This window comes from Aeromonas sp. ASNIH2 (assembly GCF_002934795.1).
Classification (GTDB): Bacteria; Pseudomonadota; Gammaproteobacteria; order Enterobacterales; family Aeromonadaceae; genus Aeromonas; species Aeromonas caviae.
This window is the reverse complement of sequence record NZ_CP026406.1, coordinates 561,066-583,582: the sequence shown is the minus strand read 5'-3', so window position 1 is coordinate 583,582 and position 22,517 is coordinate 561,066. Positions and strand designations below refer to the sequence as shown.

Genomic DNA, 22,517 nt, shown 5'->3' with positions numbered 1-22,517 from the left:
GATGTGACAAGGGGAGCATTTGTGATGCTCCCCTTGTCGTTTGTGGCGGTGCCGAGCCTGCACTACCCCTGATAGAGGTAGAGGTGCAGCCGCTCTATGATGGGGTCACCGCCAATCTTGCGATCCCGGCGTGCCTGGCGGAGCTTGGGCGGGTAGTGGCCCAGATGGGTGACGGCCGGCTGGGTATCGGAGCAGAGCAGCAGGGGAAGGCTCGCCTTGATCTGCTGCTTGCGGGGCTCCCGGTCCTGCCAGAGCAGGTTGATCATGGGGTGGGTCTTGACCGGCCTGCGGATCCGCAGGGCGGCATCCGCCGGCAGGCGGCGAATGTCGTATACCTCCTGATCCACCATCTTGCTCCACTCTTCGTTGTCAAAGAGCGCCGGTACATATCGGCGGCTGCGCTCCAGCATCTCCAGTACCTGCTCCCGGCTGAGGCGGCTGATGCTCTGCTTGTCGGCCCAGGTGAAGCCCAGCGAATGCAGATCCCCCTGAAGCCAGGTCAGCTTGCGATAGACCTGCAGGGTGATGACACCGGGCAGGGCACCGTGCACCAGCTCGAACTTCTCGTCCCGCCCGCCCGCCGCCTGCACCATGGCCTTGAAGGCGAGCTTGTGCGCGTTGATCTCCTCGATGACGGGGGCCAGCTCCCTGGCGCTGGCGGCAGTAAAGCGCAGCCAGCCGGGCAGACGGTGGGTCGCCTTGGTGGAGCAGCCGGGGCGGGCGCTGTGGTCCTGAAAGGCGGCGAGGGTGGCGGCCAGGGCCGCCTCGCCCGAGAGATAGCCCACCTCGATGGCCTCGATGGGCTCATGCTCTTCCCCCTGGGCCACGGCCGGGAGGGGATAGACATGAGCCTCCAGCAGGTCGAGCTGGCCCAGTTGCCGGGCAAGGCGTGCCAGCGACGCCTCCAGCAGGGCCATCTGTTGACGCAGGGCGGCGGTGGGGGTAAAGGTGTCCATCGGCAGCTCCTGTGTGTATGCCGCTCCCTTGTTCAGCATGATATTGGGACAACGTGGGGAGGCAGCATGATAAACCACTGTATAAATAACCATACCAGTATGATGGCAGGGTGCCAAGTGTCCGGTGCCACCCTGACGATGGGGGTGACATGGGGGCATCCGGTTCAGGTTGCCTGTTCGTATCCTTTTGTTAAATAACGATCTTGTTGCGATCTATTTGTTAACAAAACCTGGTGGCCGAGAGTTTGCACCCTGCTGACTCGTCGTCGTGCCGTGCATAGCTAGCGTGGGAAAGTGCATAGTTAGAAGTGGGTGGCGCAGGAGAAAATGCTGCCAGGCTGCCAGGGGGAAAGTTTCAGCATTATTTCATTTTAAAATCATATGGTTATGTTTATTGCTCTGGCGATATCAACCATTACTTTTACTAATGTCATGTATCAAAATTCGTCAATTGAGGCACCTCCCCGCCCTGACTAAGCTTTGCGCATCAAATCCGAGCCTTGCGCAGAACTAGAGAGAGGTGCCATATCATGGCCAACATGACTTATACCGAAGCCGGTTACCAGCATTCCAGCGAATCGAATCTGGTTGCTCGCGTCAAGATGACCGTCCTGACCTGGCTGGAACGCAGCCGCAGCCGTCGCCAGCTCTCCGAGCTACCCGCCTACCTGCTCAAGGACATCGGTCTGAACGAAGCCGACCGCTATCAAGAGACCACCAAGCCGTTCTGGCGTGGTTGATCAGCCGGGCATGGATGCCTTGTTTTTCTGCTGATACCAGGGGCATGATGCCCACCAGTCTGCCGAAGGCATGCTGCCTTCACCTGCCGATACCCGTTCACTGATTTCCCTCTCCCGTGTTTCCCCCCGCTTGACCCTGTTGCATGAGTTGTCACTCATTCTCGCCACTTTTGTATCCTTACTGTTTGAATTTGTTTAAAAACTGATTTTAAGCCCGGTTGCCTTGCGTATAATCCGGCCATGGCATTCCAGACTAAAGGGTGAGACGGATGATTCCCCAGCATGACTTTTTGGCCCTGACGCGCCGCCATGAGTGGCAGCTCGAGCCTTTCGCCTTCAATCTGACCGACGGTACCCGGGTGAGCGTGTGGGATACCGGCGTGATCTGCCTGGAACCCGCTTCCGAGGCGGGGCAACCCGGGCACAAGGACATCGTCCTCTCCTGCGGCATCCACGGCAACGAGACCGCCCCTATCGAGATCTGCAACCAGTTGCTGACCCGGTTGCTCGCAGAGGAGCTCAAGGTTCGTCACCGGGTGCTCTTCCTCTTTGGCAACCCCGCCGCCATGAACCAGGGGGTGAGGGAGGTGGAAGAGAACATGAACCGCCTCTTCTCGGGCGCCCACAGCAAGGGGGAGGGGCTGTGCAACCGGGAGCGCATCCGCGCCATGCGTCTGGAGCAGTATGTGAGCCGCTTCTTTGCCGACTCGGGCAGGCCCCGTTACCACTACGATCTCCATACCGCCATTCGCGGCTCGCGCCACGAGAAGTTTGCCGTCTATCCCTTCCCCCACGAACGCCCCCACTGCAAGGAGCAGGTACGTTTCCTCGGTGCCTGCGGCGTGCGCACCATACTGCTCTCGAGCGGCCCGACTACCACCTTCAGCTATTACAGCTCGCACCAGCACGGCGCCCATGCCTTTACGGTGGAGCTGGGCAAGGTGCGGCCTTTCGGTGAAAACGACATGACTCGCTTCATCGAGGTGCGCCAGACATTGCAGGAGCTGGTGACCCGGGATGAGGTGGCCCTCGAGCCATGGCGAGCCGATGACTTCACCCTTTTTGCCATAGATCGGGTGATCAACAAGCAGTCGGAGCAGTTCCGCTTCCTGTTTGCCAGCGATGTGGACAATTTCACCGAATTTCCCCAGGGTTTTGTGCTGGCAGAAGATGGGGATCGGCAATACAGGGTAGAGAAAGCGCGGGAGGCGGTGGTCTTCCCCAACGCCAACGTGGCCATCGGACAGCGCACCATGCTGCTGGTAGTACCCACCCGTTTGTGGGAGTGAATTGACGCCTTTTTCTCATGCTGAACCTGCGCCACGGGCGGTGGCAAGCAGCATGACGGTGATGGGCGTGATCCCGAACTCGATATGACAGGGAGCCTGAACAGGCTCCCTTCTTTGTTTCTGCTCGCCGAAAGTTCCGATTACCTTCGAAAATAAAAGAAGTTTCTACTGGTCTTACCTGGATGAATCTCGTTGCCCTTTAGTTAACATGTTGTTTACATTTTAAATGTCACCTCATGGTGGTGACGCTGACAACGGCAAGGAGCCAGTTATGACCCATGTCGACATTCCCTTCCTTCGTTACCTCGATGAGGAGGGGCGCCCGGTCGCGACACTGCCGACTTGGCTGGACAAGGCGATGCTGCACACCTTCTACCGCAACATGGTGATGGTGCGCAGTTACGACAAGAAAGCGATAGCACTGCAGCGAACCGGCAAACTCGGCACCTTTCCCTCCCATCTCGGGGCGGAAGCGGTGGGGATCGGGGTCGGGCTCGCCATGCAGCCAGAGGATGTCTATGTGCCCTACTACCGGGACATGCCCACTCTCTACGTGAGGGGCGTGCCCATGGAGCAGAACCTGCAGTATTGGGGCGGCGATGAACGGGGCAGTGTCTTCTACAAGGCCGATGGCGAGTTGTCGGAAGACTTGCCCATCTGCGTTCCCATCGCCACCCAGATCACCCATGCTGCCGGCATCGCGGCCGCCTTCAAGCTGCGCAACCAGCCCAGGGTCGCCGTGGTGACCATCGGCGATGGCGGCACCTCCAAGGGAGACTTCCTCGAGGGGCTCAACTGTGCCGGTGTCTGGCATCTCCCCATGGTGATGATCATCAACAACAACCAATGGGCCATCTCGGTGCCGCGCAAGTTGCAGTCGAGCGCGCCCACTCTGGCCCAGAAGGGCATAGGAGCCGGGGTGCGCAGCCTCCAGGTGGACGGCAATGACGTGGTGGCGGTCTATGAGGCGACCCGCGCCGCCGTCGAGCGGGCTCGCAGCGGCAAGGGGCCGACGCTCATCGAAGCCGTCAGCTACCGGCTCGGGGATCACACCACCGCCGATGATGCGACTCGCTATCGTGACGGCGCCGAGGTGGAAGCGGCCTGGGCCAGGGAACCGGTCAAGCGGCTGCGCCAGTTCATGTTTGAACGGGGCTGGTGGGACGAGCAGCAAGAACAGGCGCTGCTGGCAGAGGCGGGCCGGGAAGTGGAACGCGCCGTTGCCGCCTACGAGGCCATCACGCCCCAGGCGCCGGAGACCCTGCTCGATTACCAGTTTGCCGAGCTGCCGAAGGCCTATCTTGCCCAGCGCCAGCGCATCATCGCCAAGGGCATGCAGCAGAGCGGGGAGGAACTATGAGCGATATCACGCTGCTCGAAGCGATCAATCTGGCGTTGCACCACGAGATGGCACGCGATCCTGATGTGGTGGTACTGGGGGAGGATGTGGGGGTCAACGGCGGTGTGTTTCGCGCCACCGTGGGGCTTCGCGATAAATTCGGGTTCAAGCGGGTCATCGATACGCCGCTGGCCGAAGGGCTCATCGCCGGGGTGGCGGTGGGCATGGCGACCCAGGGGCTCAAACCCGTGGCCGAATTCCAGTTCCAGGGCTTCATCTTCCCGGGCATGGAGCAGATCATCTGCCAGGCGGCGCGGATGCGAAACCGGACCCGTGGCCGCGTCACCTGTCCTATCGTCTACCGCGCCCCCTATGGTGCCGGCATCCATTCACCCGAGCACCACAGCGAGAGCGTCGAGGCCCTGTTTGCCCATATCCCCGGGCTGCGGGTGGTGATCCCTTCGAGCCCGAAGCGGGCTTACGGCCTGCTGCTGTCGGCCATTCGGGACCCGGATCCCGTGATGTTCTTCGAGCCGGATCGCATCTATCGCTCCATGAAGTCGGATGTGGTGGATGACGGCATCGGCCTGCCGCTGGATGTCTGCTTCACCCTGCGTCCCGGCCGGGACATCACTGTGGTGGCCTGGGGAGCCTGCATCCAGGAAGTCATGCGCGCGGCGCACCTGCTGGCGGAGCAGGACATCCAGTGCGAGGTGCTGGATCTTGCCACCATCAAACCCCTGGACATGGAGAGCATCCTGACCTCGGTACGCAAGACCGGGAGGCTGCTGGTGGTACACGAAGCCTGTGGCAGTTTCGGGGTGGGTGCCGAAATCGTGTCCCAGGTGACCGAAGAGGCGATGACTGCCCTCAAGGCGCCGCCAAGACGCCTCACCGGCGTGGATGCCGCCGTCCCCTACTATCGCAACGAGGAGTATTACCTCATCACCGAGCAGGAGATCGCGCAGGCGGCTCGGCAACTGATGGAGAACCAGTGGCTATGACGCACGACAGGTACGGATGCGCAAGTGCCAGGACCACAGGGCTCCATGGTGTCTGTCAATGTTTGGTGATGTCCCAGCAGAGGGAGAGCAGGTCATGAAATTTTTCAAATTGCCGGATCTGGGCGAAGGACTGGCCGAGGCCGAGATCGTCGAGTGGAAGGTGAGCGCCGGTGATACGGTGCAGGTAGATCAGGTACTGCTGTCGGTGGAGACAGCCAAGGCGCTGGTGGATGTGCCCTCACCGGTGGCCGGGGTCATCGCCAGATTGTGCGGGCAGGAGGGGGACATCCTCCACATCGGGGCACCGCTGGTGGAGTTTGAAGGGGGCGAGGATGACGGCACCGTCGTTGGCAAGGTCAGCGCCCATCAGCAGCATATCGAGGATCATTTCGTGGTGGGGGCCATGGCGCCCGGCGGTACGTTGGTGCAAGCCATGCCAGCGGTCCGTCTGCTGGCGCAAAAACTGGGGCTGGACATCGACAAGGTCAAGGGAACCGGCAGCGCTGGCATGGTGACCGAGCAGGATGTGCAGCAGGCGTTCGAGGCCCAGCAGGAGAGCGGCAACGAATTCCTGAAAGGCTCGCGCCGGGCCATGGCCAAGGCGATGGAGCTCTCGCACCAGACTGTGGTGCCGGTGAGCATCACCGACGAAGTGGACTTGCGCCACTGGCGCCCGGATGAAGATGTGACTGTGCGCCTTATCAAGGCGATCGGCGTGGCGTGTCGGGCCGAACCCTCCATGAATGCGTGGTTTGACGGAGAGACCCTGTCGCGGCGTCTGTTCAGGGAGGTCAATGTGGCCATCGCGGTTGACTCCAAGCATGGGCTCTATGTGCCCGTGATGGAGAACGTGGCTGAACGGGACTCGGCTGACATACGGCAGGGACTGGATCGGATGATCGCCGATGTCAAGGCCCGTGCCGTGCCGCGGGAAATGCTGCAGGGGGCAACCATCACCCTCACCAACTTTGGCGCCATCGCTGGCCGTTACGCCAGCCCCATCGTCACACCACCCCAGGTGGCCATCATAGGTGCGGGCAAGTTGTTCGAGAAGGTGGTGTTCATCCACGGTGAGGCGCGCCCGGTGCGTGCACTTCCCTTGTCGATGACGTTTGACCACAGAGCCTGCACCGGTGGAGAGGCGGCTCGCTTCCTCAAAGCCTTGGTCCAGGCACTGGAGTCGGCACAGGTCTGACCCACTGTACCCCGCCGCTGGCGGGGTACAAATTTGTTTGCGTAATCGACAAAGGCACGTATAATGTTAACCAGCTTGAAAAGGCGATAGTTATGTCAATGAATATGATGTTTTACATCTTTTCCTGTTGTTCATAAGTAATCCCGTTTTTTGAGCTTTACCCGCTGAAAAGCATAAGTAATTATTTTGAATACAGGTTTAAAGATATGTCTAACATGATCACCGGTACCGTTAAGTTTTTCAACGAAACCAAAGGTTTTGGCTTCATCCAGCAAGAAAACGGCCCGGACGTTTTCGTTCACTTCAGCGCCATCCAAGGTAACGGCTTCCGTACCCTGGCTGAAGGTCAGCGCGTACAGTTCTCTGTGACCCAAGGTCAAAAAGGCCCGCAGGCTGAGAACGTAACTGCTCTGTAATTCTTGCAGAATTTAAGAAAGCCGTGGTACCTCTGGTGCCACGGCTTTTTGTTTTTATGGCTTCATCAATACGCGTCATGGCCCTGCTCTCCTCCCTTTTGCTGACCGTGGCGTTGACCGGTCAGGCCAGCCCGCCAGCGCCGGATCCTGCGGTGAATGATGCCGTGTCCGTGTGTCAACAGTTTGTACATGTTCGCCTGGGAAACGCGGTGAAACCCGATGAGATCAGGGTACAGCCGGTGCCAAAACGGGCGGGAGAGTGGCTGGTCGATGGCAAGATAAAAGGACCCGAAGGTCCTTTGCTGTTTGCTTGTCTGCTGCGACAAGGAGAGCGCTGGGAGTTGCTCAACTTCTCGCTCTGGGCACCACAACCGCTCAATTCGGCTTGAGTGCAACCAGCAGGTGTTGGAGATGCTCCAGCATGGTCATGCCGAAAGGGGTCAGATAGCCGCCATCTGCCGCGGTGATCAGGCCCTGGCTGTGCAGGCGCGCTGCCGCCTGGCAAAGCGCTTCCGACATGTCGCTGCGCAGCTTGATCCCCAGGCTCATGTTGGCCGGATCAAAACACGCCAGTATTTTCAGCTCATTCACAAAATCGTCAGAAACCTGGTTGATCCCACTCATGGATGCACTCCTTACGCTAAAGATGTATGCAACCTAGCATCCCCGGTGCCTCTTTAGTGGGCGCTGGTTCAAACAATTGGCCTTTATCGGGGCCGCTCTGGTTCAAACGCTGCTTTTTTGGACGCTATCTATCCCCGGTCCGGCTGGACGCAAACGCCCCCAGCAAGGCAAACATGCTAGAATGGCACCCTCGTTCACCCTCATGACCAGGCGTGATGCCAGGTCATCTTGTTCAAGGCGCGTCTCATGATCACTGTTACTCTGGTCTCTCTGCTGCACTCTCTGGGTCCCCGTTTTCCTGTTTATGCTCCCTCCTTGCTGCTCCCTCTCCTGGCGCAACATCAAGGAGATCTCTGGCTGCCGACCATTCGTGGGGAAGACGTGACAACCCTGCGTCAGCATGGCAAGGATGCCCAGAGTCTGGCTACCTTGTCGGCAGGCTGGTGCGAGTTCGCGGCCCAGAGCAAAGAGACGCCGGAGCTCGATGCGCTGGTAAGTTACGATGAGGAGATGCTGGACAACCTGCAGATGTACTGGCGCCACCCGAGCAAGATAAACAGCCCGATCACCGATAACCTGTTCGAGCTGCGCCGTGAGGTGGTGGACGAGGCCCATGGCGGCAAGCTGGTTGCTGCCTGGAGTGCCGCTCAGCAAGCACGGCTTGAGCAGATCATGGTGGGGGTCGCTGCGGGGCGGGATCAGCTCTGCTTTGTGGAGGTGGAGTCCGCCTATTGGCTGAGGGAGCGACTGGGTGAGACCGCGGGACTCCGGCTGTTGACCCCCGAGCTGGGGTGAGGCGATGGAAAGACGGATGACCCATTACTCCTGCTGGACAAGGGGTCGGCAAGATGTGAACATGTCGCCCTTTATTGAACGAGAGACTTGACCGATGAGCTATGAACTTAGCGACACCGAGCGCAATGCCGCGCTGCAACTGAACGCCGATTACCGCTTTGATCACTTCATCAGCAAGCTGGTCGAGCACGAAGAGCTGTTTGTTCTGACCGACGAACACGGCGTCATGATGCTGACGACCGAAGAGGAAGACTGCATCCCGGTATGGCCGCATCCCGACTACGCCAAGGCCTGGGCCGAAGGGGAGTGGGCCGAGTGCAAGCCGCAATCCATCACCCTCAAGGTGTGGCTGGATCGCTGGGTGGACGGCATGGAGCAGGATGATCTCTGCGTGGCCGTGTTCCCGACACCGGATCAGGAAGGCATTGTGCTGGACCCGGCCGACGTCGCCGACGCCATCGCGCAAAAGCAGGCCAAACGCGGCTGAATGCCCTCTGCCTGGTGCCATCCCGGTTGTAACAAAGACCCCGCCAATGTGCGGGGTCTAATGAGATGGTCACCCCCACCCTGTGAGCGGTACGCTGACAGGGTGTTTTTCTTTCAGGAGAGGCCATCATGGAAAACGTTGCGCTTATTGGTATTGATCTCGGTAAACACTCTTTTCACATTCACTGTCAAGACCGGTTCGGCAAGGCTCTTCTTCGCAAGAAGTTCAACCGGACAAAGCTCATCGAATCCCTCGCAACTTTTCCTGTATGCACCATCGTCATGGAGGCATGTGCCGGAGCCCATTACATGGCTCGTCGGCTGGCTGAATTTGGGCATGAGAGTAAGCTCATTTCGCCTCAATTCGTGCGCCCATTCGTCAAGAGCAACAAGAACGACTTCATCGATGCTGAAGCTATTTGCGAGGCCGCCTGCCGTCCCTCCATGCGGTTTGTAACGCCCAAGACCGAAAGCCAGCAAACGTTGGGAGCACTGCATCGTGTGCGCGAATCGTTTGTGCGCGATCGGGTTAAGGCATCGAACCAGATACACGGCTTTTTACTCGAATTTGGCATCAGTCTGCCCGTCGGTCATGCCGCCATCAAGCGCCTGCCTTCTGTGATGGCTGAACACGAGTTACCAGCGCGACTGATTACCATGTTGAAGAGGCTGCATGCCCATTTCAAGTATCTGGAGCAGCAAATTGCCGAGATCGACAAGGAACTGGCCAGCCAGCTTGGCGATGACGATCTTGGTCAGCGTCTGATGACAATCCCTGGTGTCGGCCCGATCACTGCCAGCGTGTTGGCCGCCGAGCTCGGTGACGGAAAACACTATCGATGTAGTCGTGATTTCGCGGCGTCAGTCGGATTGGTGCCACGCCAGTACAGTACTGGGGGCCGGGCAAACCTGAAGGGTATCAGCAAGCGTGGCGACAAAAATCTTAGACGATTGTTGGTGCAATGTGCACGAGCCTATATGCAACGGCTAGAGCGGCAAACGGGACGATTGGCTGATTGGGTCAGGTCTATGTTGACTCGGCGACATTCGAATGTTGTGGCTTGTGCACTAGCCAACAAGTTGGCCCGCACGGCTTGGGCGCTGGCGGCACGGCATACCGAATTTCGGGCAATGCCAACCTGACGCGCCCCTATTTACTTTTGTACTGACACACCCACCTGGTTTTGCGACTGTGATATTGGATGACGTGAACGGCATACCGGCCTGACTGATAACCTGGCAAAAGAATAGGCTTTCTAGGCCGAGGGTCTTTTTAGGACAGTCAGGCGCGATTCTCATCGTGGCGCGGAGAACATTCTCCATCAAGACGCCGGATAGATTTAAGCAAGCCAACCACAACACCCGAAATCAAGGTTGCAAAAAAGGGGGTGACCATAGATATTTTGGGGCTGACGGTGCCAGCTGCCCTATTTCTGTTGGTAGGTGGTATCCGTGATGGTCACTGGCGGGAAGGTCTGCCCCCCTTTGATGGCGGCCCGGGTCTGCGCCTTTGCCGCTTCGTCAATCCAGAGCAGGCCGCCAAAGCTGTAACCCGAGTTGGAGCCGTCGAGGGGCCAGTAAAGCAAGTCGCTCTGGGGGGTTGCCGGCACCTTGGGCAGGCGTATCCAGCGCCAGGCGCCGGCCCGGGTATAGGGCACCTGATAGGCGGGGACGAAGCTGGCGAGCTCATAGAGTCGCTGCTGGATCTGGCGGGAGAGGTCGGCCTTCTTGCTGAAATCGAACGCCTTGTCGTATTGCTCCACCAGGGCCGAGATCCTGTCGTCATCGATGTTCATGATGTTGTTGGTCTGGGGCTTGTTGGCATTGACCTTATGGAAGTGTTCCCAATAGGCGGGATAGCGACCACCGCTCCAGGCCATCCAGGCACTCTGGTGTTTTTTCTCCAGCATGGATTTGAAGCCGGCAGACGCATCCATCAGATTGAGCTCGAGGTTGAGCCCCGCCTTTTTCGCCTCTTCCCGCAGCAGGGTGAGGCGTTGTGCATGTTCCGCCGTGGTGTAGGTGATGCTGAGGGAGAGGGGCTGGCCCTTGTCGTTTCGCAAGATGCCATCCGGCCCGGTCTTGGTAAAGCCCGCCTTGGCAAAGAATTCGCGAGCAAGGGCGGGATCGAAGGGGCGCGCCTTGAGGTCGGTATTGGTGAAATCTCCCTGGCCCGAGCCATAGGTGTTGAGACGCTGGTAGTCCCCCCGCAGCAGGGTCGCGATCATCTTGTCCAGGGCGAGGGCGTGCTGGATGCCGAGTCTGACGTCGAGATTGCTCAGCAAGGGATCGGCGGTGTTGAGATAGAGCCCCATGGGGGGCTGAGGCGTCTGGTTGTAGAACCAGAGTCGCTCGATATAGCCCTTCTCGAATTCGGCGGTCTTGCTCTTGTCATGCCACCAGTTGGGCATCACGAGTGGGAAGGTGTCGAGCTCACCGCGCAGGAAGTGCTGCCAGGCGATGTTCTGATCCCTGAGCACCTTGATCTCGATGCGATCCGGATTGAAGCGGTGCTGGAAGTAGCGCTCGTCGTTCCCCCACCAATCCTTGACCCGGTCGAAGGTAACCGACTTGCCCTTCTTGAGCTCGCCAATCTGGTAGGGGCCGGTGACCGGCAGCACCTTCCAGTTGTACTCCTTGACCCAGTTGGCGGTCAGCTTGATGGCGTGGCTGGGTTCCGGGGTGAAGGGGAGAGCTTCGAGCAGATCTTCCCGGCTCTTCTCGGTGCCGCTGGTGATGGCGAGGGTGTGATCGTCAAACTTGGTCACTTCGCTTATCTGGGTACTGTAGTAGTTGTTGTACCAGGGGTCGTTGATCTCCTTGCTGCGCATCATCTTGAGGGTGAAGACCCAGTCGTCCGCAGTGACGGGCTGGCCGTCCGACCAGCGGGCCTTGGGGTTGATACGAAAATAGAGCGTCTTGTTATCCGCGCCGAAAGCCCACTGGTTGGCCAGCATGGGGATGGGATTGCGCGTCACGGGATGGGTGCTCAGGAGCGGCAGGTTGGTCTCGCGCACGTAGGCCGCAAAGCCGCCGTTGGAATCCGGCCCGTATTTGCGCAAGGTGAGCGGAAAGCTCGACATGAAATCCCGGAAGGTGCCGCCTCGCTTGGCCTCGGGGTCTGCATAGACGGGATCGGTGTCGTTGTTCTCCCATTTGAGATCTGCCGGCAGGGTGGCACTCCAGCCGAACGGGCTCCAGCAGAAGGGGAGCAGCATGGCCGTGACCCGCATGATGCCTGGTAAAGAGGGAATGATCGAAAGTGACGGATGACGCATGTCCTTGCTCTCCTGATGATGGCGTCCTGCCGAAATAACGGGGTGGGCCCAAGAGGGCCTGACCCATGATGGGAAGTTTCCCGGGCGAGGTCAATCCTCGGTTTGGGTCTTCAAGAAGCGCATCTTGCCCCCCAGCAGATGCACCACGAAGCCGAGCAGCACGAGACCCGAGCCCAGCCATTGCAGGGGAGTGGGGTGTTCATCGAGCAGCAGGGCGGCGGCCACCATGCCGACACAGGGTACCAGCAGGGAGAGGGGGGCAACCTGGGCCACCGGATAGCGCATCAGCAGCCTCCCCCACAGGCCATAACCGAGCCAGGTGGCGATAAACGAGAGATAGAGCACGCACAAGACGCCCTGCCAACGGATGTTGAGCAGGCTGCTTGCGATGAGTTCGGGCCCCTCGAACAGCCAGGAGAGCGCGAAGAAAGGCAGGATGGGCACCAGCCCGCCCCAGGCGACCAGGCTCGGCAGAGAGGTGCGATAGCGCAGACCTATCTGGCGATTGATGACATTGCCAAGGCCCCAGCAGGCGGCTGCGCACAGCGTCAGCACAAACCCGATGAGGGTGTGGTTGCCCTCGCCATGGGTGGCAATGAGATAAAGACCTGCTCCCGCCAGCGGCAGTGCCACCCAGTGGTGGGGCTGCCAGCGCTCTCCCAGCCAGATCATGGCGAACAGCAGGGTGAAGACCACCTGGGATTGCAGCACCAGGGAGGCCATACCGGCGGGCATGCCGAATTTCATGGCGCAGAACAGGAAGGCAAACTGGCCCAGGCTGATCGCACCGCCATAGGCCAGCAGCCAGCGCCAAGGCATGGCAGGCCTGGGGACCAGCAGAATGGCGGGGAAGACGACTCCGACGAAACGCAGTGCTCCCAGCAGCAGTGGGGGGATGCCTTCCAGCCCCCACTTGATGGCAACGAAGTTGAGTCCCCAGCAGAGAATGACCAGGGCGGCCAGACACTTGTCCTTGGTTTGCATGCAGCATCCTTGTTTGAGCGGCGCCGGCACGGCAGGGCGCCGAAGGGGTCGAGCATACCTGCTACAGGGTGGGCACCGTCAAGGGCGCAGGTGTCTGCCGGGCGAGTGCGGGCGGGCTAAGCTAAAAGTGAGAGCCCGGATTGACGGGCTGGCGTCGATGGCTGACCGGAGGTATTCCATGAGCGACCATACCCTGCTGCCCCATGGTGAAGACTTGCGCCGCGCGGTGCGCTGGCTCAGCGAACACCATCAACACGACATCCGGGCCATCGAAGAGGCCTGCCTGCGCTTCGATCTCTCCCCGCTGGATGAGGAGTTCCTGATTCGCCATTGCCGCGAGCAGCCGCCAACAAGCCGGATAGGTTAGACGAAGTTGGCCAGGTTGATGCCAAACTCCTTGGGGTCCACCGTGCTCTCTATGGTCTCCTGAACCCCGTTTTTGGCGAGATCCAGCCACTGCACCTCGAGATAATGGCGATGGCCTGCGTGATAGATCACCTTGACCACGGGCTTGAGCGGTTGCTGTTCGTTGCGCTGCATCACGATGGCCAGGCGCTGGTTGGAGAGCTGCACCAGGGTACCCACCGGATAGACCCCCATGCACTTGATGAACCTGGTTACCAGGTCGGCATCAAAATGCAGATCAACCCCCTTGAGCAGAATGCGAAACGCCTGGGTTGGCTGCATGCCCTGTTTGTATACCCTGTCTGCCGTCACCGCATCGTAGACATCGACGATGCCGCTCATGCGGGTGTAGAGGGAGAGCTGATCCCCCTTGAGGCGCCGCGGGTAGCCGGTGCCATCGATCCGCTCGTGATGGTTGGCGGCCACCTCCAGCATGATGGGGGTGATGCCGGCGGTGGCGGCCAGGATGTCGTGGCTGTGGACCACGTGCTCGCGCATCACCTCCAGCTCCTCATCGGTGAGCTTGCCCGGTTTGTTGAGCACCTCGTCCGGGGTCATGATCTTGCCCACGTCGTGGAGCAGGCCACCGAGGGTCAGCTCCTTGAGCACGCTGCGATCCAGCCCCAGGTAGCGGCCGAAGTTCGCCAGGAGGATGGCGACATTCATGGAGTGCTCCATCAGGTAGGCATCCTTGGCACGGATCCGCGCCAGACAGAGCATGGCATCGCCGTGGGTGAACATGGTATCGACCATCTCTTCGGCCACGGCGGCAAGGGGCGTGATGTCGATGGGCTCTCCGGCCTTGAGATGGCGAATGAACTTGCCTTGCAGTTCGCGCGCTTCCTGATAGAGCCGACGGATCTTGAGCTCGCGCCCTTCACCACTGCCGATCTGACGAGAGGAGCCCACCCCGTTTGTCACCACATCCGCCGGGCTTGCCGTGCCCCCTCCCGGCAGCTTGCTGCGGGCAAGATCCACCCGCACCGTCAGCACGCCGCGCCGGATCAGCGCCTCCACCTGTTGAGGGTTGGTCACCATGCCCGTCTGGGCAATTTCCATGGCGCCGGTCTGGCTGGCAATGGCAATGACGTACATGCCAGGTTTCAACTGGCTGACGGGGATGACGGGGTGAGACTTCGTCGGCTTCATGGGTACATCCTGGGCTTATTATTATGTGTGATGTCGGTCTGCTGACGGCAGTCTATCACTGGCACATCATGGCGTCAGGCGCCATCTTGAGTCCCTGTCGCTTAGTACTGGTGTTGTCGGGTCTGACCGATATAATGTCGCCCCCAATCATGATGGATTCCGAGGTTTTTGCATGCGGCTCGACAAATTTCTTTGCGATTGCTCCGATTTGACCCGTTCCCAGGCGGGCAAGCTGATCCGTCAGGGGGAAGTGCTGGTAGACGGCGTGCTGGTCAAGCAGCCCGCCTTTCACATCAATGAGCAACACCAGATCGAGTTTGACGGTGTGACCTTGACCCTGAACCTGCAGAATCGCTACTTCATGCTGCACAAGCCGGAAGGATATGTCTGCTCCAACGAGGACCCGGATCACGCCACCGTGTTCCACCTGCTCGACGAGCCGGCCATGGGCAAACTGCATGTGGTGGGGCGCCTCGATCTCGATACCACCGGGCTGGTGCTGATCACCGATGACGGCCAGTGGTCCCATCGCATCACGTCGCCCCGGCACGAGTGCGCGAAGACCTACCATGTCTGGCTGGCTGATCCCGTGAGTGAAGAGGCCATCTCGCTCTTTGCCGACGGTATCTACCTGCGCAACGAGAACGACAAGACCCGCCCTGCGGAGCTGGAAATCCTGGACGAGCGGGAAGCACGCCTGACTATCCACGAGGGCAAGTATCATCAGGTGAAGCGGATGTTCGCCGCCATCGGCAACAAGGTGGTCGGGCTGCATCGGGAACGCATCGGCGATCTGGCTCTGGACGATGAGCTGGCACCGGGGGAATACCGGGAGCTGACCGAAGAGGAAGTGGCTCTGTTCTAGGGGCGCGATCGCCTCTCTCCCTGTCCGGCGCGGGGGAGCATCGGCGGCTCAGTGCCGCCGATGGGCGTGTTGGTCCTTCCAGCAGGATAGACGGGGCTCAGTTCCCCATTCCGAGCACCAGGGCCGTGCCCAGGGTGGCCAGCAGGGCTCCGGCCCAGGCGGGGAGCGAGGGACGCATCCCCGAGTGCCACCACAGCAAGGGCAGCAGAATGACCGGTGTGGTGGAAGACAAGATGGCCACCATGCCCACATCTCCCTGACGCAGGGCCACCAGGATCAGGGTCATTCCCAGCGTCATCGCCAGAAATCCGTTGATGCCTATCATGCCGAGCACCTGCCGGTTGATTGGGTTGTGCGGCATGGCGAGCGGCAGGCGCAGTGCCCGCAAGACGCAGTGTGCCAAGAGGGCGCTGCCCATGCGCACGCCGGAAGCGCTCACCGCGTCCACGGTGCCGCTCATCATCACCGGCTTGGCGATGATGGCTCCGAGGCTCTGGCACAGGGCTGCGGTGAGGCCAAGGGCTATGCCGACCACGAGGCGGCCGCGCACCTGCTCCCATTCGTTCTGCTGGTTGTCGCCACGACGACCAAACAGGATGGCGAGCATGACCCCGGCCAGGACCAGCAAGGCGCCTGGCAGGCGCCAACCATCGAGCCGCTCGCCAAAGAGCCAGAGCCCAAGCAGGGCGGAGAAGAGGGCGTGGCAGGAGAAGAGCAGACCGCTGCGCCTGGGGCCGAGTCGGTTCATGCAGGCAAAGAGGGCGGTGTCGCCGACGAAGATGCCGATGAGGCCGGAGAGGGCCAGCAGGGGAAGGGCGCTCTCGGTGAGGGTCTGCCAGCCTCCCGTCACCAGACTTGCGCTGGCCAGCATCAGGCTGACCAGGAACATCCGCCAGCGGCTGTAGGCAAAGGCCCCCAGATGGCGAGCCGGTTTGACGGAGATGAGGGCGGCGATCGCCCATAAACTGGCGGCAGCCAGCGCCAGCCATTCGTAACCCATAAAGACCCCTGAAACGGTAGACGACAACCGGACTTGCAGGCGACACATCGCCCCGGGCCGATTGCCAAGGGGGCAGGGGAGTGCGCCTTCTGGCGATTGCGCCCACCCGTGGCGGCCGTGTCGTCATAAAACCTTGAAAAAAATAGCCCGAAAGACTCCCTCTATCGGGCAGGCCCGATACAATACGGGTCGTCTTCGGGGATAACAAGCGCGGCATGATGCATTCGGTTCCAGGCGCGCCGCCGGCCTTCCCCCCATTGCAGTCAAAAGAATTGAACGAGGTTGATGTCATGTTTTACCGTTTCGCCGCCAGGCCAGCCCGCCGCTGGCTCTCTCCCTTGCTGTTCGGGTTGATGGCGGTGCCGCCGCTTCAGGCTACTACCGTGGTGCAGCAGCCCGTGCTGTCGGACAGGCAGACCCTGGTCAAGGGCAATGGCGCCGAACCCGAGTCCCTCGATCCGGCCCTGATCCGCTCCGGTTTCCCGGGGGAGGTGGTACTGGTGGACCTGTTCGAGGGGCTGGTGAGCGAGGATGGTCAGGGCAAGATAGTGCCCGCTCAGGCCCAGCGCTGGGAGACCAGCGAGGATGGGCTGGTGTGGCGCTTCTTCCTGCGTCCCCAGCTCAAATGGTCCAACGGCGAGCCCCTCACCGCCCGGGATTTCGTCTACGCCTGGCGGCGGCTGCTGAACCCGGCGCAGGCTTCCCCCTCCGCCGGCCTGCTGTTGGCGACCGGCATCAACAATGCCCAGTCCATCTATGCCGGGGCGCTCGACCTCGATGCCCTGGGGGTGGAGGCTGAAAGCGACCAGATCCTGAAAGTGACCCTGGAGCGCCCCGTTCCCTATTTCCTGCAACTGGTCAGCCAGCGTCCCTTCGTGCCGGTCAACGAACGGGTCATCACCCAGTTTGGCAAGCAGTGGACCCAGCCAGGCAAGATGGTGAGCAATGGCCCTTACAAGCTGGCGAGCTGGGTGGTGAACGAGCGCATCGAAGCCGAGCGCAACCCCCAGTACTGGGATGACGCCCATACCCGGATCCAGCGGGTGACCTACCTGCCGCTCGCTTCCCAGCATGGGGAGCGGCTGCGTTACGAAGCGGGGGAGATCCAGCTCACCAACAAGGTGGCGCTGGAGTACTACCAGAAGACCATGCAGGAGGCACCGGAGCGGATCTGGGGTTTGCCGCTGCTTGGCACCTATCTTTATACCTTCAATCTCAATCTCCCTGAATTGCAGGATGTGCGGGTGCGCCAAGCGCTCTCCATGGCCATTGATCGCTACCTGCTGACCGAGAAGGTGAGCGGCCAGGGAGAACGTCCTGCCTGGTCATTGCTGCCCGCCATGCCAGGTTATGACGAACTGGATATCCCCCTCTCCCGGGAAGACCAGTCAACTCGGTTGGCCCGCGCAGCCGCGCTGTTGGCCCAGGCAGGCTACAACAGCGCCCATCCCCTCAGGTTGACACTGACCTACAACACGTCGGAGAACCACAAGAAGCTGGCTCTGGCGGTGGCGGCCATGTGGAAACCGCTGGGGGTAGAAGTCTCCCTCAACAACATGGAGTGGAATGCTTATCAGGTGGCCAAGAACAGTGGTGATTTCATGCTGGCGCGTTCATTTTTGTTTGGTGATTATGTCGAGCCGTCGTCCATGCTTGGCAGTTTCCGCTGCCAGGATCCCCAGAACGAGAGCGGCTACTGCAACCCCGTCTTCGATGGTCTGCTGCAGCAGGCCTCCGAGACCCTGGATGCCAACGTTCGGTCCGGGATCTATCATCAGGCCGAGCAACTGCTGATGGAGGAGGTGCCCGTCATCCCCGTCTATCACTACAACCAGATGAGACTGGTGGACCCGGCACTGCGCGGCTTGCCGAGCCGCAACCTCAAGGGCGCCATCGCCACCAAGGATCTCTATTTCAGCCAGCCATGAGGAGTGTGGAATGAAGATTGCCATCTTAAATGCGAAAGGGGACTCCCTCCGACGTAGGTGGGAGGGGAATTTCGCCGGGGCGTCAGCCCCGCTGGTTTTGAATGTATTGCTTGATCACCTCCAACGGTGCTCCGCCGCAAGAGCCCGCAAAGTAAGAGCGTGACCAGAGTACGGGTTTGCTGTAAGCACCTCTCAAGTCCAGAAATTCATTACGCAGTCGCCTTGATGTGACCGCCTTTAACGAGTTCACCAGTACCGATAGCTGCACCGTTGGCGCGTACTCTATCAGCATGTGAACATGATCAGCCTCTCCGTCACACTCTTTCAGTTCCGCACCAAAATCTCTGCAAACCTCTGCCGCACACTGACCGAAGGAAGCGTGATGCAGATCCCCCAATATCGGCTTTCGATACTTGGTGATAAACACCAAGTATACGTGCAAAACGTAGGCCGCATGGCGTGATTTATTAATTTTAGTGAATTGCATTCTGTCACTCAATCGGGCTTAATAGATATGGCAATAATGCTACACACTGAGCGCCAAATGCAAATTCTGAAAGCCTACAAATTCCGACTCGAACCGACCGAACAACAAGCGCAACGCCTGCGCCAGTTGGGCGGTTGTGCTCGTTATGTCTGGAATCACGGGCTGGCAGAAACCAAACGCATTCTGGATGCTGGCGAAAAACTGCCTTCTGCCTTTGAGCTGAACAGGATGCTCACCAGTTGGAAGAAAGACCCAGAAATGGCCTTTCTGGCCGAGGCATATACCGACAACCTCCAGCAGAAGCTCAAGGATTTGCATGGCGCGTGGATGCGCTGCTTTGATAAGAAACTCGCCGCCAAGGCACCCGTATTCAAGAAAAAAAGCGACAACCGCGACGCTATCCGGTTCGTCAACTTCGACAAGTATTGCCGCCTTGAAAAGGGTCGAGTGAAGCTGCCTGCCGGGCTGGCGTGGGTCAAGTTTCGCCAGTCCCAGCCAGTTGAAGGGAAAATTAAAAACGCGACCGTCAGCCAAGCAGCCGGGCACTGGTATATCTCCTTTCAGGTCGAGCAGGAGACGCTTGAGCCAATTCACCCCTCCGGCTCAATGGTCGGGCTGGATGCGGGGATCGCCAAGCTCGCAACCCTGTCAGATGGCACGGTGTTTGAGCCCGTCAACAGCTTCAAAACCAATCAGACCAAGCTGGCAAGGCTCCAACGCCAGTTGAGCAAAAAGGTAAAGTTCAGCAGCAACTGGAAGAAACAAAAAGCCAAGATCCAGCGGCTGCACTCACATATCGCCAATACCCGCCGCGATTACCTTCACAAGGTCACAACGACTATCAGCAAAAACCACGCGATGATCGTCATTGAGGATTTGAAGGTTGCCAGCATGTCAAAATCAGCAGCGGGCACGACCAGCCAGCCGGGGCGCAACGTCCGGGCAAAATCAGGGCTGAATCGTTCGATATTAGATCAGGGCTGGTTTGAGCTGCGCCGCCAGCTCGAATATAAGCAGGCATGGCGAGGCGGTCAGGTGTTGGCGATAAACCCGGCCTACACGAGCCAGCAGTGCGCCTGTTGTGGGCATACTGCGAAGGATAACCGCCAGACGCAAAGCCAGTTTAAATGCGCTGCGTGTGGTTATGAGGCGAACGCCGATGTGAACGGCGCTCGCAATATTTTAGCGGCGGGACACGCCGTTTTAGCCTGTGGAGGCGTGGTGCAATCAGGCCGCCCGATGAAGCAGGAACCCGGTACTGCGCGAGCAGCTATCACCCAGTAATGGGAATTCCCCTCCTGTGACGCGAAGCGCTAAGGTGGGGGAGGATGTCAATATCTCGGATCTGCACGGCAGTCTGACTGCCCTCGAGCAGGTGCTGGCGCAACTCGCTCCCTGGCAGCCTGATCACTATCTGCTGCTCGGGGATCTGCTCAATCACGGGCCGCGCAATCCGGTGCCGGCGGGGTATGATCCTGCTGCCGTGGCGGCAAGGCTCAACCAGCTGGCCCCCCGCATCATGGCGGTGCGTGGCAATTGCGATTCGGAGGTGGACCAGATGCTGCTCCACTTCCCCATCACGGCGCCCTACAACCAGCTACTGGTGGATGGGCGGCGTTGGTTTGTCAGCCACGGTCATCTCTATGAGCCCAGCAACGTGCCCCTGCCTGCAGGGAGCCTGTTCATCAGCGGTCATACCCATGTGCCTGTACTATGTCAGGAAGGAGAGATGATCCTGATGAACCCGGGGTCTATCTGTTTTCCAAGGGGCGAGTGGGTGGCCAGTTATGGGCGATATCACGAGGGCCGCATGAGCATTCATGCCTGCAAGTATGGAGAAACCCTGATGCAGCTGGTGCTCTGACTAGGGGCCCAAAAGGAGAGGAAGCCCGAAGGGGGAGAGGAGATCAGGCCTTGATCCCGAAAGAGCGGGTGCCTGAGCGGGTATTGCCTTTGGCGTCATAGGTCAGGGAGCTGCTGTCTCTGAGCTTGCTGAGGAAGCTGGCGAGACGGCGATTGGAGACAATACTGAGTTCGAGCAGACGTCCGTTGAGATTGTTCTGCTCCTGGCAGGCTTCCAGCTTGGCTTGAAGGGCCTGCAATTGGGTCGGGAAGGCGCTCAGCTGTTGCTTCAGGTCGGGTAGCTCCGCCAGAGTCTTGTCCAGCGTCTCGATGGCCACCAGCAGTTGCTGCTTGCGATCGGCGAGTGCCGGCAAGGCAAGGGCCCGGTGAGCCTTGAGGAGGTCGAACTCCTCTGCCAGCAAGCCTTGCATCTGGGAGAGGTTGTCGTCCTGAGCGCGCAGTAGCGAAGGGAGGTCCATCATCCCAACCGTTTATCCAGATCGGCTTCAAAGCTGAACATCTTTCTGGCCACGGTTTCGCTGTTGACCTTGTACTCCCCACTGGCCACGGCCTTCTTCAGGCTCTCGACGCGGCTCTCGTTACCGGTGGAGGCGGTGTTGAGGGTCTTCTGCATCTGTTGCAATTGCTGCGCCTCACTGGTCAAGGAGACAGAGTCGCTCTTGACGGTCGTCGCACGGCTGCTCTCGCTGGAGGTCGCCGACTTGGTGGCTACACCTTGGCTGTTGCCGCTGTTTTGCAGGCGGTTGTTAGCCAAATTGTTGATATTGTTGATAGCCATAAGGTTTACCTTCGTCTGCTTTGCTGTTCGCTTACCTGTGTATCGGTGACGGCGGTCAGAACTTTAGAAAAAAATTGCGCAGTGCATTCCTGTGTCAGAATGTCACGACCACGGAGCCCACTGCACTGACCTGGCCTTGCACCGTTCTGCCCGAGCGCGTGTTGACAAGCCGGATCATGTCTCCGAAGCTGCCATCTTGCAAGGCGCGGGCCATGGTTTTGATCTGCATGCTGCTGTTTTCAGCACTCAGGGTGACCTGGTCCCCCTTGCAGACCACGCAGACCTGGGTCAGTCTGATTGGCTGGCCCGGTTTGAGCTCACGTTTGCTGCGTACCCCGATGAGTGCGGTCGGATCGGTAAGGTAGTCGCCACGGATCAGGGTTTGGTCCTGGTATGCCAAGGTCAGCATCGGTTCGCTCAGGATGTCTCCCTTGGCAACCGGGACGGCGACGGTGACATAGGGTTTCTGGATGCTGACCCGGACAGGGAGATAGAGATCCCAGGATTTATCTCCCTCGCACTTGAGGTAGACGGTGGTGTTGCGACGGATCTCCATCCGGGCGGGGAGGGAAATGGTGAGGGCATCTTCGCAGCGCGTGAGGGGGAGGCGCTCGTCAATGGTGCCGGCCTTGACGTCGGCCTGTGCATCGAGGGGAATATCGAGCTGGTCGAGCACGAACGCCTGTGCCTGTTCTTGCAGATAGTCGGTGACCTCGGACGCCATGGCGTGAGACAGACTGCAAAACGGCAGTAAGATAAGGAAAAGTCTACTAATCATTTTTGCTTACCGGTCGATAAGTTATTCACGTATACCACCGTAGTTAACTATGCTTGCTCCAGAATTATTCTGTTGTTGAAACAACGATGGTCTGATGCAAGCCAATGTGCATGCATAATGACATGCACGATCAGTGCCAAGCATTTTTAGGGAGTGTT

25 protein-coding genes are annotated in these 22,517 nt (G+C 59.6%); 15 read left to right on the top strand and 10 right to left on the bottom strand.

The features are described from left to right. Positions 1-62 precede the first annotated feature (62 nt). Positions 63-956, bottom strand: a complete 894-nt coding sequence (locus C3F36_RS02690; RefSeq protein ID WP_104454407.1) for a DNA replication terminus site-binding protein — start codon at positions 954-956, stop codon at positions 63-65. 530 nt (positions 957-1,486) lie between these two features. On the opposite strand from C3F36_RS02690, the gene C3F36_RS02685 reads away from it, so the two are divergent. The 7 genes from C3F36_RS02685 to C3F36_RS02655 all read left to right on the top strand — a co-directional run bounded on the left by C3F36_RS02685 (position 1,487) and on the right by C3F36_RS02655 (position 7,328). Further along, the gene (locus C3F36_RS02685) at positions 1,487-1,696 is read left to right on the top strand and encodes a DUF1127 domain-containing protein (protein ID WP_010675316.1); all 210 of its coding nucleotides are present in this window, start codon (positions 1,487-1,489) and stop codon (positions 1,694-1,696) included. Between the two features lie 269 nt (positions 1,697-1,965). Continuing rightward, positions 1,966-2,985 (top strand): succinylglutamate desuccinylase, encoded by a 1,020-nt coding sequence (astE, locus tag C3F36_RS02680; protein WP_104454406.1) that lies wholly within the window; start codon positions 1,966-1,968, stop codon positions 2,983-2,985. Positions 2,986-3,256: 271 nt separating this feature from the next. Next, positions 3,257-4,345 carry a pyruvate dehydrogenase (acetyl-transferring) E1 component subunit alpha gene (gene pdhA / locus C3F36_RS02675; protein WP_104454405.1) on the top strand — a complete coding sequence of 363 codons (1,089 nt, stop codon included), beginning with the start codon at positions 3,257-3,259 and terminating at the stop codon, positions 4,343-4,345. Next, the gene (locus tag C3F36_RS02670) at positions 4,342-5,328 is read left to right on the top strand and encodes an alpha-ketoacid dehydrogenase subunit beta (protein WP_104454404.1); all 987 of its coding nucleotides are present in this window, start codon (positions 4,342-4,344) and stop codon (positions 5,326-5,328) included. Before pdhA ends, C3F36_RS02670 begins: the two co-directional genes overlap by 4 nt. Before the next feature lie 94 nt (positions 5,329-5,422). Next, positions 5,423-6,523: a dihydrolipoamide acetyltransferase family protein gene (locus C3F36_RS02665; protein ID WP_104454403.1), complete on the top strand. Its 1,101-nt coding sequence runs from the start codon at positions 5,423-5,425 to the stop codon at positions 6,521-6,523. 206 nt (positions 6,524-6,729) lie between these two features. After that, positions 6,730-6,939 carry a cold-shock protein gene (locus C3F36_RS02660; protein WP_005302803.1) on the top strand — a complete coding sequence of 70 codons (210 nt, stop codon included), beginning with the start codon at positions 6,730-6,732 and terminating at the stop codon, positions 6,937-6,939. Positions 6,940-7,016: 77 nt separating this feature from the next. After that, entirely contained in the window at positions 7,017-7,328 is a 312-nt protein-coding gene (locus C3F36_RS02655) for a hypothetical protein (RefSeq protein WP_104454402.1), read from the top strand. Here the strand turns inward: C3F36_RS02655 and C3F36_RS02650 are convergent. After that, positions 7,315-7,563, bottom strand: a complete 249-nt coding sequence (locus C3F36_RS02650; RefSeq protein ID WP_010675310.1) for a TIGR02647 family protein — start codon at positions 7,561-7,563, stop codon at positions 7,315-7,317. The genes C3F36_RS02655 and C3F36_RS02650 overlap by 14 nt on opposite strands. A gap of 246 nt (positions 7,564-7,809) precedes the next feature. Between C3F36_RS02650 and C3F36_RS02645 the strand changes: the two genes are divergently transcribed. The 3 genes from C3F36_RS02645 (at position 7,810) to C3F36_RS02635 (ending at position 9,987) form a co-directional block, all read left to right on the top strand. After that, positions 7,810-8,358 carry a hypothetical protein gene (locus C3F36_RS02645; RefSeq protein WP_104454401.1) on the top strand — a complete coding sequence of 183 codons (549 nt, stop codon included), beginning with the start codon at positions 7,810-7,812 and terminating at the stop codon, positions 8,356-8,358. A 94-nt stretch (positions 8,359-8,452) separates the two neighbouring features. Continuing rightward, on the top strand, positions 8,453-8,845 hold the full coding sequence (locus C3F36_RS02640) for a DUF2750 domain-containing protein (protein ID WP_010675308.1): 393 nt from the start codon (positions 8,453-8,455) through the stop codon (positions 8,843-8,845). A 128-nt stretch (positions 8,846-8,973) separates the two neighbouring features. Further along, the gene (locus C3F36_RS02635; protein WP_104454400.1) at positions 8,974-9,987 is read left to right on the top strand and encodes an IS110-like element ISAeca3 family transposase; all 1,014 of its coding nucleotides are present in this window, start codon (positions 8,974-8,976) and stop codon (positions 9,985-9,987) included. Positions 9,988-10,271: 284 nt separating this feature from the next. On the opposite strand, the gene C3F36_RS02625 is transcribed toward C3F36_RS02635, so the two are convergent. Both C3F36_RS02625 and C3F36_RS02620 read right to left on the bottom strand, forming a co-directional pair. Continuing rightward, complete coding sequence (locus C3F36_RS02625; RefSeq protein WP_199769701.1) at positions 10,272-12,077, bottom strand: extracellular solute-binding protein; 1,806 nt, start codon at positions 12,075-12,077, stop codon at positions 10,272-10,274. Between the two features lie 135 nt (positions 12,078-12,212). After that, positions 12,213-13,106, bottom strand: coding sequence for an EamA family transporter (locus C3F36_RS02620; RefSeq protein ID WP_104454397.1), 894 nt, complete (start codon positions 13,104-13,106; stop codon positions 12,213-12,215). A gap of 178 nt (positions 13,107-13,284) precedes the next feature. Here C3F36_RS02620 and C3F36_RS02615 point away from each other — a divergent pair, with 178 nt between their 5' ends. Further along, on the top strand, positions 13,285-13,473 hold the full coding sequence (locus tag C3F36_RS02615) for a hypothetical protein (RefSeq protein ID WP_042017535.1): 189 nt from the start codon (positions 13,285-13,287) through the stop codon (positions 13,471-13,473). Here C3F36_RS02615 and C3F36_RS02610 read toward each other — a convergent pair. Next, positions 13,470-14,660, bottom strand: coding sequence for an HD-GYP domain-containing protein (locus C3F36_RS02610; protein WP_104454396.1), 1,191 nt, complete (start codon positions 14,658-14,660; stop codon positions 13,470-13,472). The genes C3F36_RS02615 and C3F36_RS02610 overlap by 4 nt on opposite strands. 172 nt (positions 14,661-14,832) lie before the next feature. Here C3F36_RS02610 and rsuA point away from each other — a divergent pair, with 172 nt between their 5' ends. Next, complete coding sequence (rsuA, locus tag C3F36_RS02605) at positions 14,833-15,525, top strand: 16S rRNA pseudouridine(516) synthase RsuA (RefSeq protein ID WP_039040228.1); 693 nt, start codon at positions 14,833-14,835, stop codon at positions 15,523-15,525. Between the two features lie 97 nt (positions 15,526-15,622). Here rsuA and C3F36_RS02600 read toward each other — a convergent pair whose 3' ends face one another. Then, complete coding sequence (locus C3F36_RS02600; protein ID WP_010675302.1) at positions 15,623-16,525, bottom strand: DMT family transporter; 903 nt, start codon at positions 16,523-16,525, stop codon at positions 15,623-15,625. Between the two features lie 290 nt (positions 16,526-16,815). On the opposite strand from C3F36_RS02600, the gene C3F36_RS02595 reads away from it, so the two are divergent. Then, entirely contained in the window at positions 16,816-18,453 is a 1,638-nt protein-coding gene (locus tag C3F36_RS02595) for a peptide ABC transporter substrate-binding protein (RefSeq protein WP_199769652.1), read from the top strand. Between the two features lie 82 nt (positions 18,454-18,535). Here the strand turns inward: C3F36_RS02595 and tnpA are convergent, their stop codons facing one another. Next, complete coding sequence (tnpA, locus tag C3F36_RS02590; protein ID WP_104454394.1) at positions 18,536-18,940, bottom strand: IS200/IS605-like element ISAs26 family transposase; 405 nt, start codon at positions 18,938-18,940, stop codon at positions 18,536-18,538. A 57-nt stretch (positions 18,941-18,997) separates the two neighbouring features. Here tnpA and C3F36_RS02585 point away from each other — a divergent pair, with 57 nt between their 5' ends. Next, the gene (locus C3F36_RS02585; RefSeq protein WP_021141234.1) at positions 18,998-20,224 is read left to right on the top strand and encodes an RNA-guided endonuclease InsQ/TnpB family protein; all 1,227 of its coding nucleotides are present in this window, start codon (positions 18,998-19,000) and stop codon (positions 20,222-20,224) included. Between the two features lie 16 nt (positions 20,225-20,240). After that, positions 20,241-20,804: a phosphodiesterase gene (yfcE, locus tag C3F36_RS02580; protein ID WP_223945731.1), complete on the top strand. Its 564-nt coding sequence runs from the start codon at positions 20,241-20,243 to the stop codon at positions 20,802-20,804. Between the two features lie 43 nt (positions 20,805-20,847). On the opposite strand, the gene C3F36_RS02575 is transcribed toward yfcE, so the two are convergent. The 3 genes from C3F36_RS02575 to flgA form a co-directional block, all read right to left on the bottom strand. Then, complete coding sequence (locus C3F36_RS02575) at positions 20,848-21,264, bottom strand: flagella synthesis protein FlgN (protein ID WP_052815062.1); 417 nt, start codon at positions 21,262-21,264, stop codon at positions 20,848-20,850. Next, positions 21,261-21,581 (bottom strand): flagellar biosynthesis anti-sigma factor FlgM, encoded by a 321-nt coding sequence (gene flgM, locus C3F36_RS02570; RefSeq protein WP_069785264.1) that lies wholly within the window; start codon positions 21,579-21,581, stop codon positions 21,261-21,263. The genes C3F36_RS02575 and flgM overlap by 4 nt, the downstream gene beginning before the upstream one ends. Positions 21,582-21,675: 94 nt before the next feature. After that, positions 21,676-22,281, bottom strand: a complete 606-nt coding sequence (flgA, locus tag C3F36_RS02565) for a flagellar basal body P-ring formation chaperone FlgA (RefSeq protein WP_029314756.1) — start codon at positions 22,279-22,281, stop codon at positions 21,676-21,678. Positions 22,282-22,517 lie beyond the last annotated feature (236 nt).

Bases quoted from the DNA above. Each gene is read 5' to 3' on its own strand.
- C3F36_RS02620 (WP_104454397.1), bottom strand. From the start codon at position 13,106: ATGCAAACCAAGGACAAGTGTCTGGCCGCCCTGGTCATTCTCTGCTGG.
- C3F36_RS02655 (WP_104454402.1), top strand. From the start codon at position 7,017: ATGGCCCTGCTCTCCTCCCTTTTGCTGACCGTGGCGTTGACCGGTCAG.
- C3F36_RS02660 (WP_005302803.1), top strand. From the start codon at position 6,730: ATGTCTAACATGATCACCGGTACCGTTAAGTTTTTCAACGAAACCAAA.
- pdhA (WP_104454405.1), top strand. From the start codon at position 3,257: ATGACCCATGTCGACATTCCCTTCCTTCGTTACCTCGATGAGGAGGGG.
- C3F36_RS02600 (WP_010675302.1), bottom strand. From the start codon at position 16,525: ATGGGTTACGAATGGCTGGCGCTGGCTGCCGCCAGTTTATGGGCGATC.
- astE (WP_104454406.1), top strand. From the start codon at position 1,966: ATGATTCCCCAGCATGACTTTTTGGCCCTGACGCGCCGCCATGAGTGG.
- C3F36_RS02625 (WP_199769701.1), bottom strand. From the start codon at position 12,077: ATGCGGGTCACGGCCATGCTGCTCCCCTTCTGCTGGAGCCCGTTCGGC.
- C3F36_RS02640 (WP_010675308.1), top strand. From the start codon at position 8,453: ATGAGCTATGAACTTAGCGACACCGAGCGCAATGCCGCGCTGCAACTG.
- C3F36_RS02650 (WP_010675310.1), bottom strand. From the start codon at position 7,563: ATGAGTGGGATCAACCAGGTTTCTGACGATTTTGTGAATGAGCTGAAA.
- C3F36_RS02615 (WP_042017535.1), top strand. From the start codon at position 13,285: ATGAGCGACCATACCCTGCTGCCCCATGGTGAAGACTTGCGCCGCGCG.
- C3F36_RS02595 (WP_199769652.1), top strand. From the start codon at position 16,816: ATGTTTTACCGTTTCGCCGCCAGGCCAGCCCGCCGCTGGCTCTCTCCC.
- C3F36_RS02665 (WP_104454403.1), top strand. From the start codon at position 5,423: ATGAAATTTTTCAAATTGCCGGATCTGGGCGAAGGACTGGCCGAGGCC.
- C3F36_RS02635 (WP_104454400.1), top strand. From the start codon at position 8,974: ATGGAAAACGTTGCGCTTATTGGTATTGATCTCGGTAAACACTCTTTT.
- C3F36_RS02685 (WP_010675316.1), top strand. From the start codon at position 1,487: ATGGCCAACATGACTTATACCGAAGCCGGTTACCAGCATTCCAGCGAA.
- flgM (WP_069785264.1), bottom strand. From the start codon at position 21,581: ATGGCTATCAACAATATCAACAATTTGGCTAACAACCGCCTGCAAAAC.
- C3F36_RS02645 (WP_104454401.1), top strand. From the start codon at position 7,810: ATGATCACTGTTACTCTGGTCTCTCTGCTGCACTCTCTGGGTCCCCGT.
- C3F36_RS02690 (WP_104454407.1), bottom strand. From the start codon at position 956: ATGGACACCTTTACCCCCACCGCCGCCCTGCGTCAACAGATGGCCCTG.
- C3F36_RS02610 (WP_104454396.1), bottom strand. From the start codon at position 14,660: ATGAAGCCGACGAAGTCTCACCCCGTCATCCCCGTCAGCCAGTTGAAA.
- C3F36_RS02575 (WP_052815062.1), bottom strand. From the start codon at position 21,264: ATGATGGACCTCCCTTCGCTACTGCGCGCTCAGGACGACAACCTCTCC.
- tnpA (WP_104454394.1), bottom strand. From the start codon at position 18,940: ATGCAATTCACTAAAATTAATAAATCACGCCATGCGGCCTACGTTTTG.
- C3F36_RS02670 (WP_104454404.1), top strand. From the start codon at position 4,342: ATGAGCGATATCACGCTGCTCGAAGCGATCAATCTGGCGTTGCACCAC.
- rsuA (WP_039040228.1), top strand. From the start codon at position 14,833: ATGCGGCTCGACAAATTTCTTTGCGATTGCTCCGATTTGACCCGTTCC.
- C3F36_RS02585 (WP_021141234.1), top strand. From the start codon at position 18,998: ATGCAAATTCTGAAAGCCTACAAATTCCGACTCGAACCGACCGAACAA.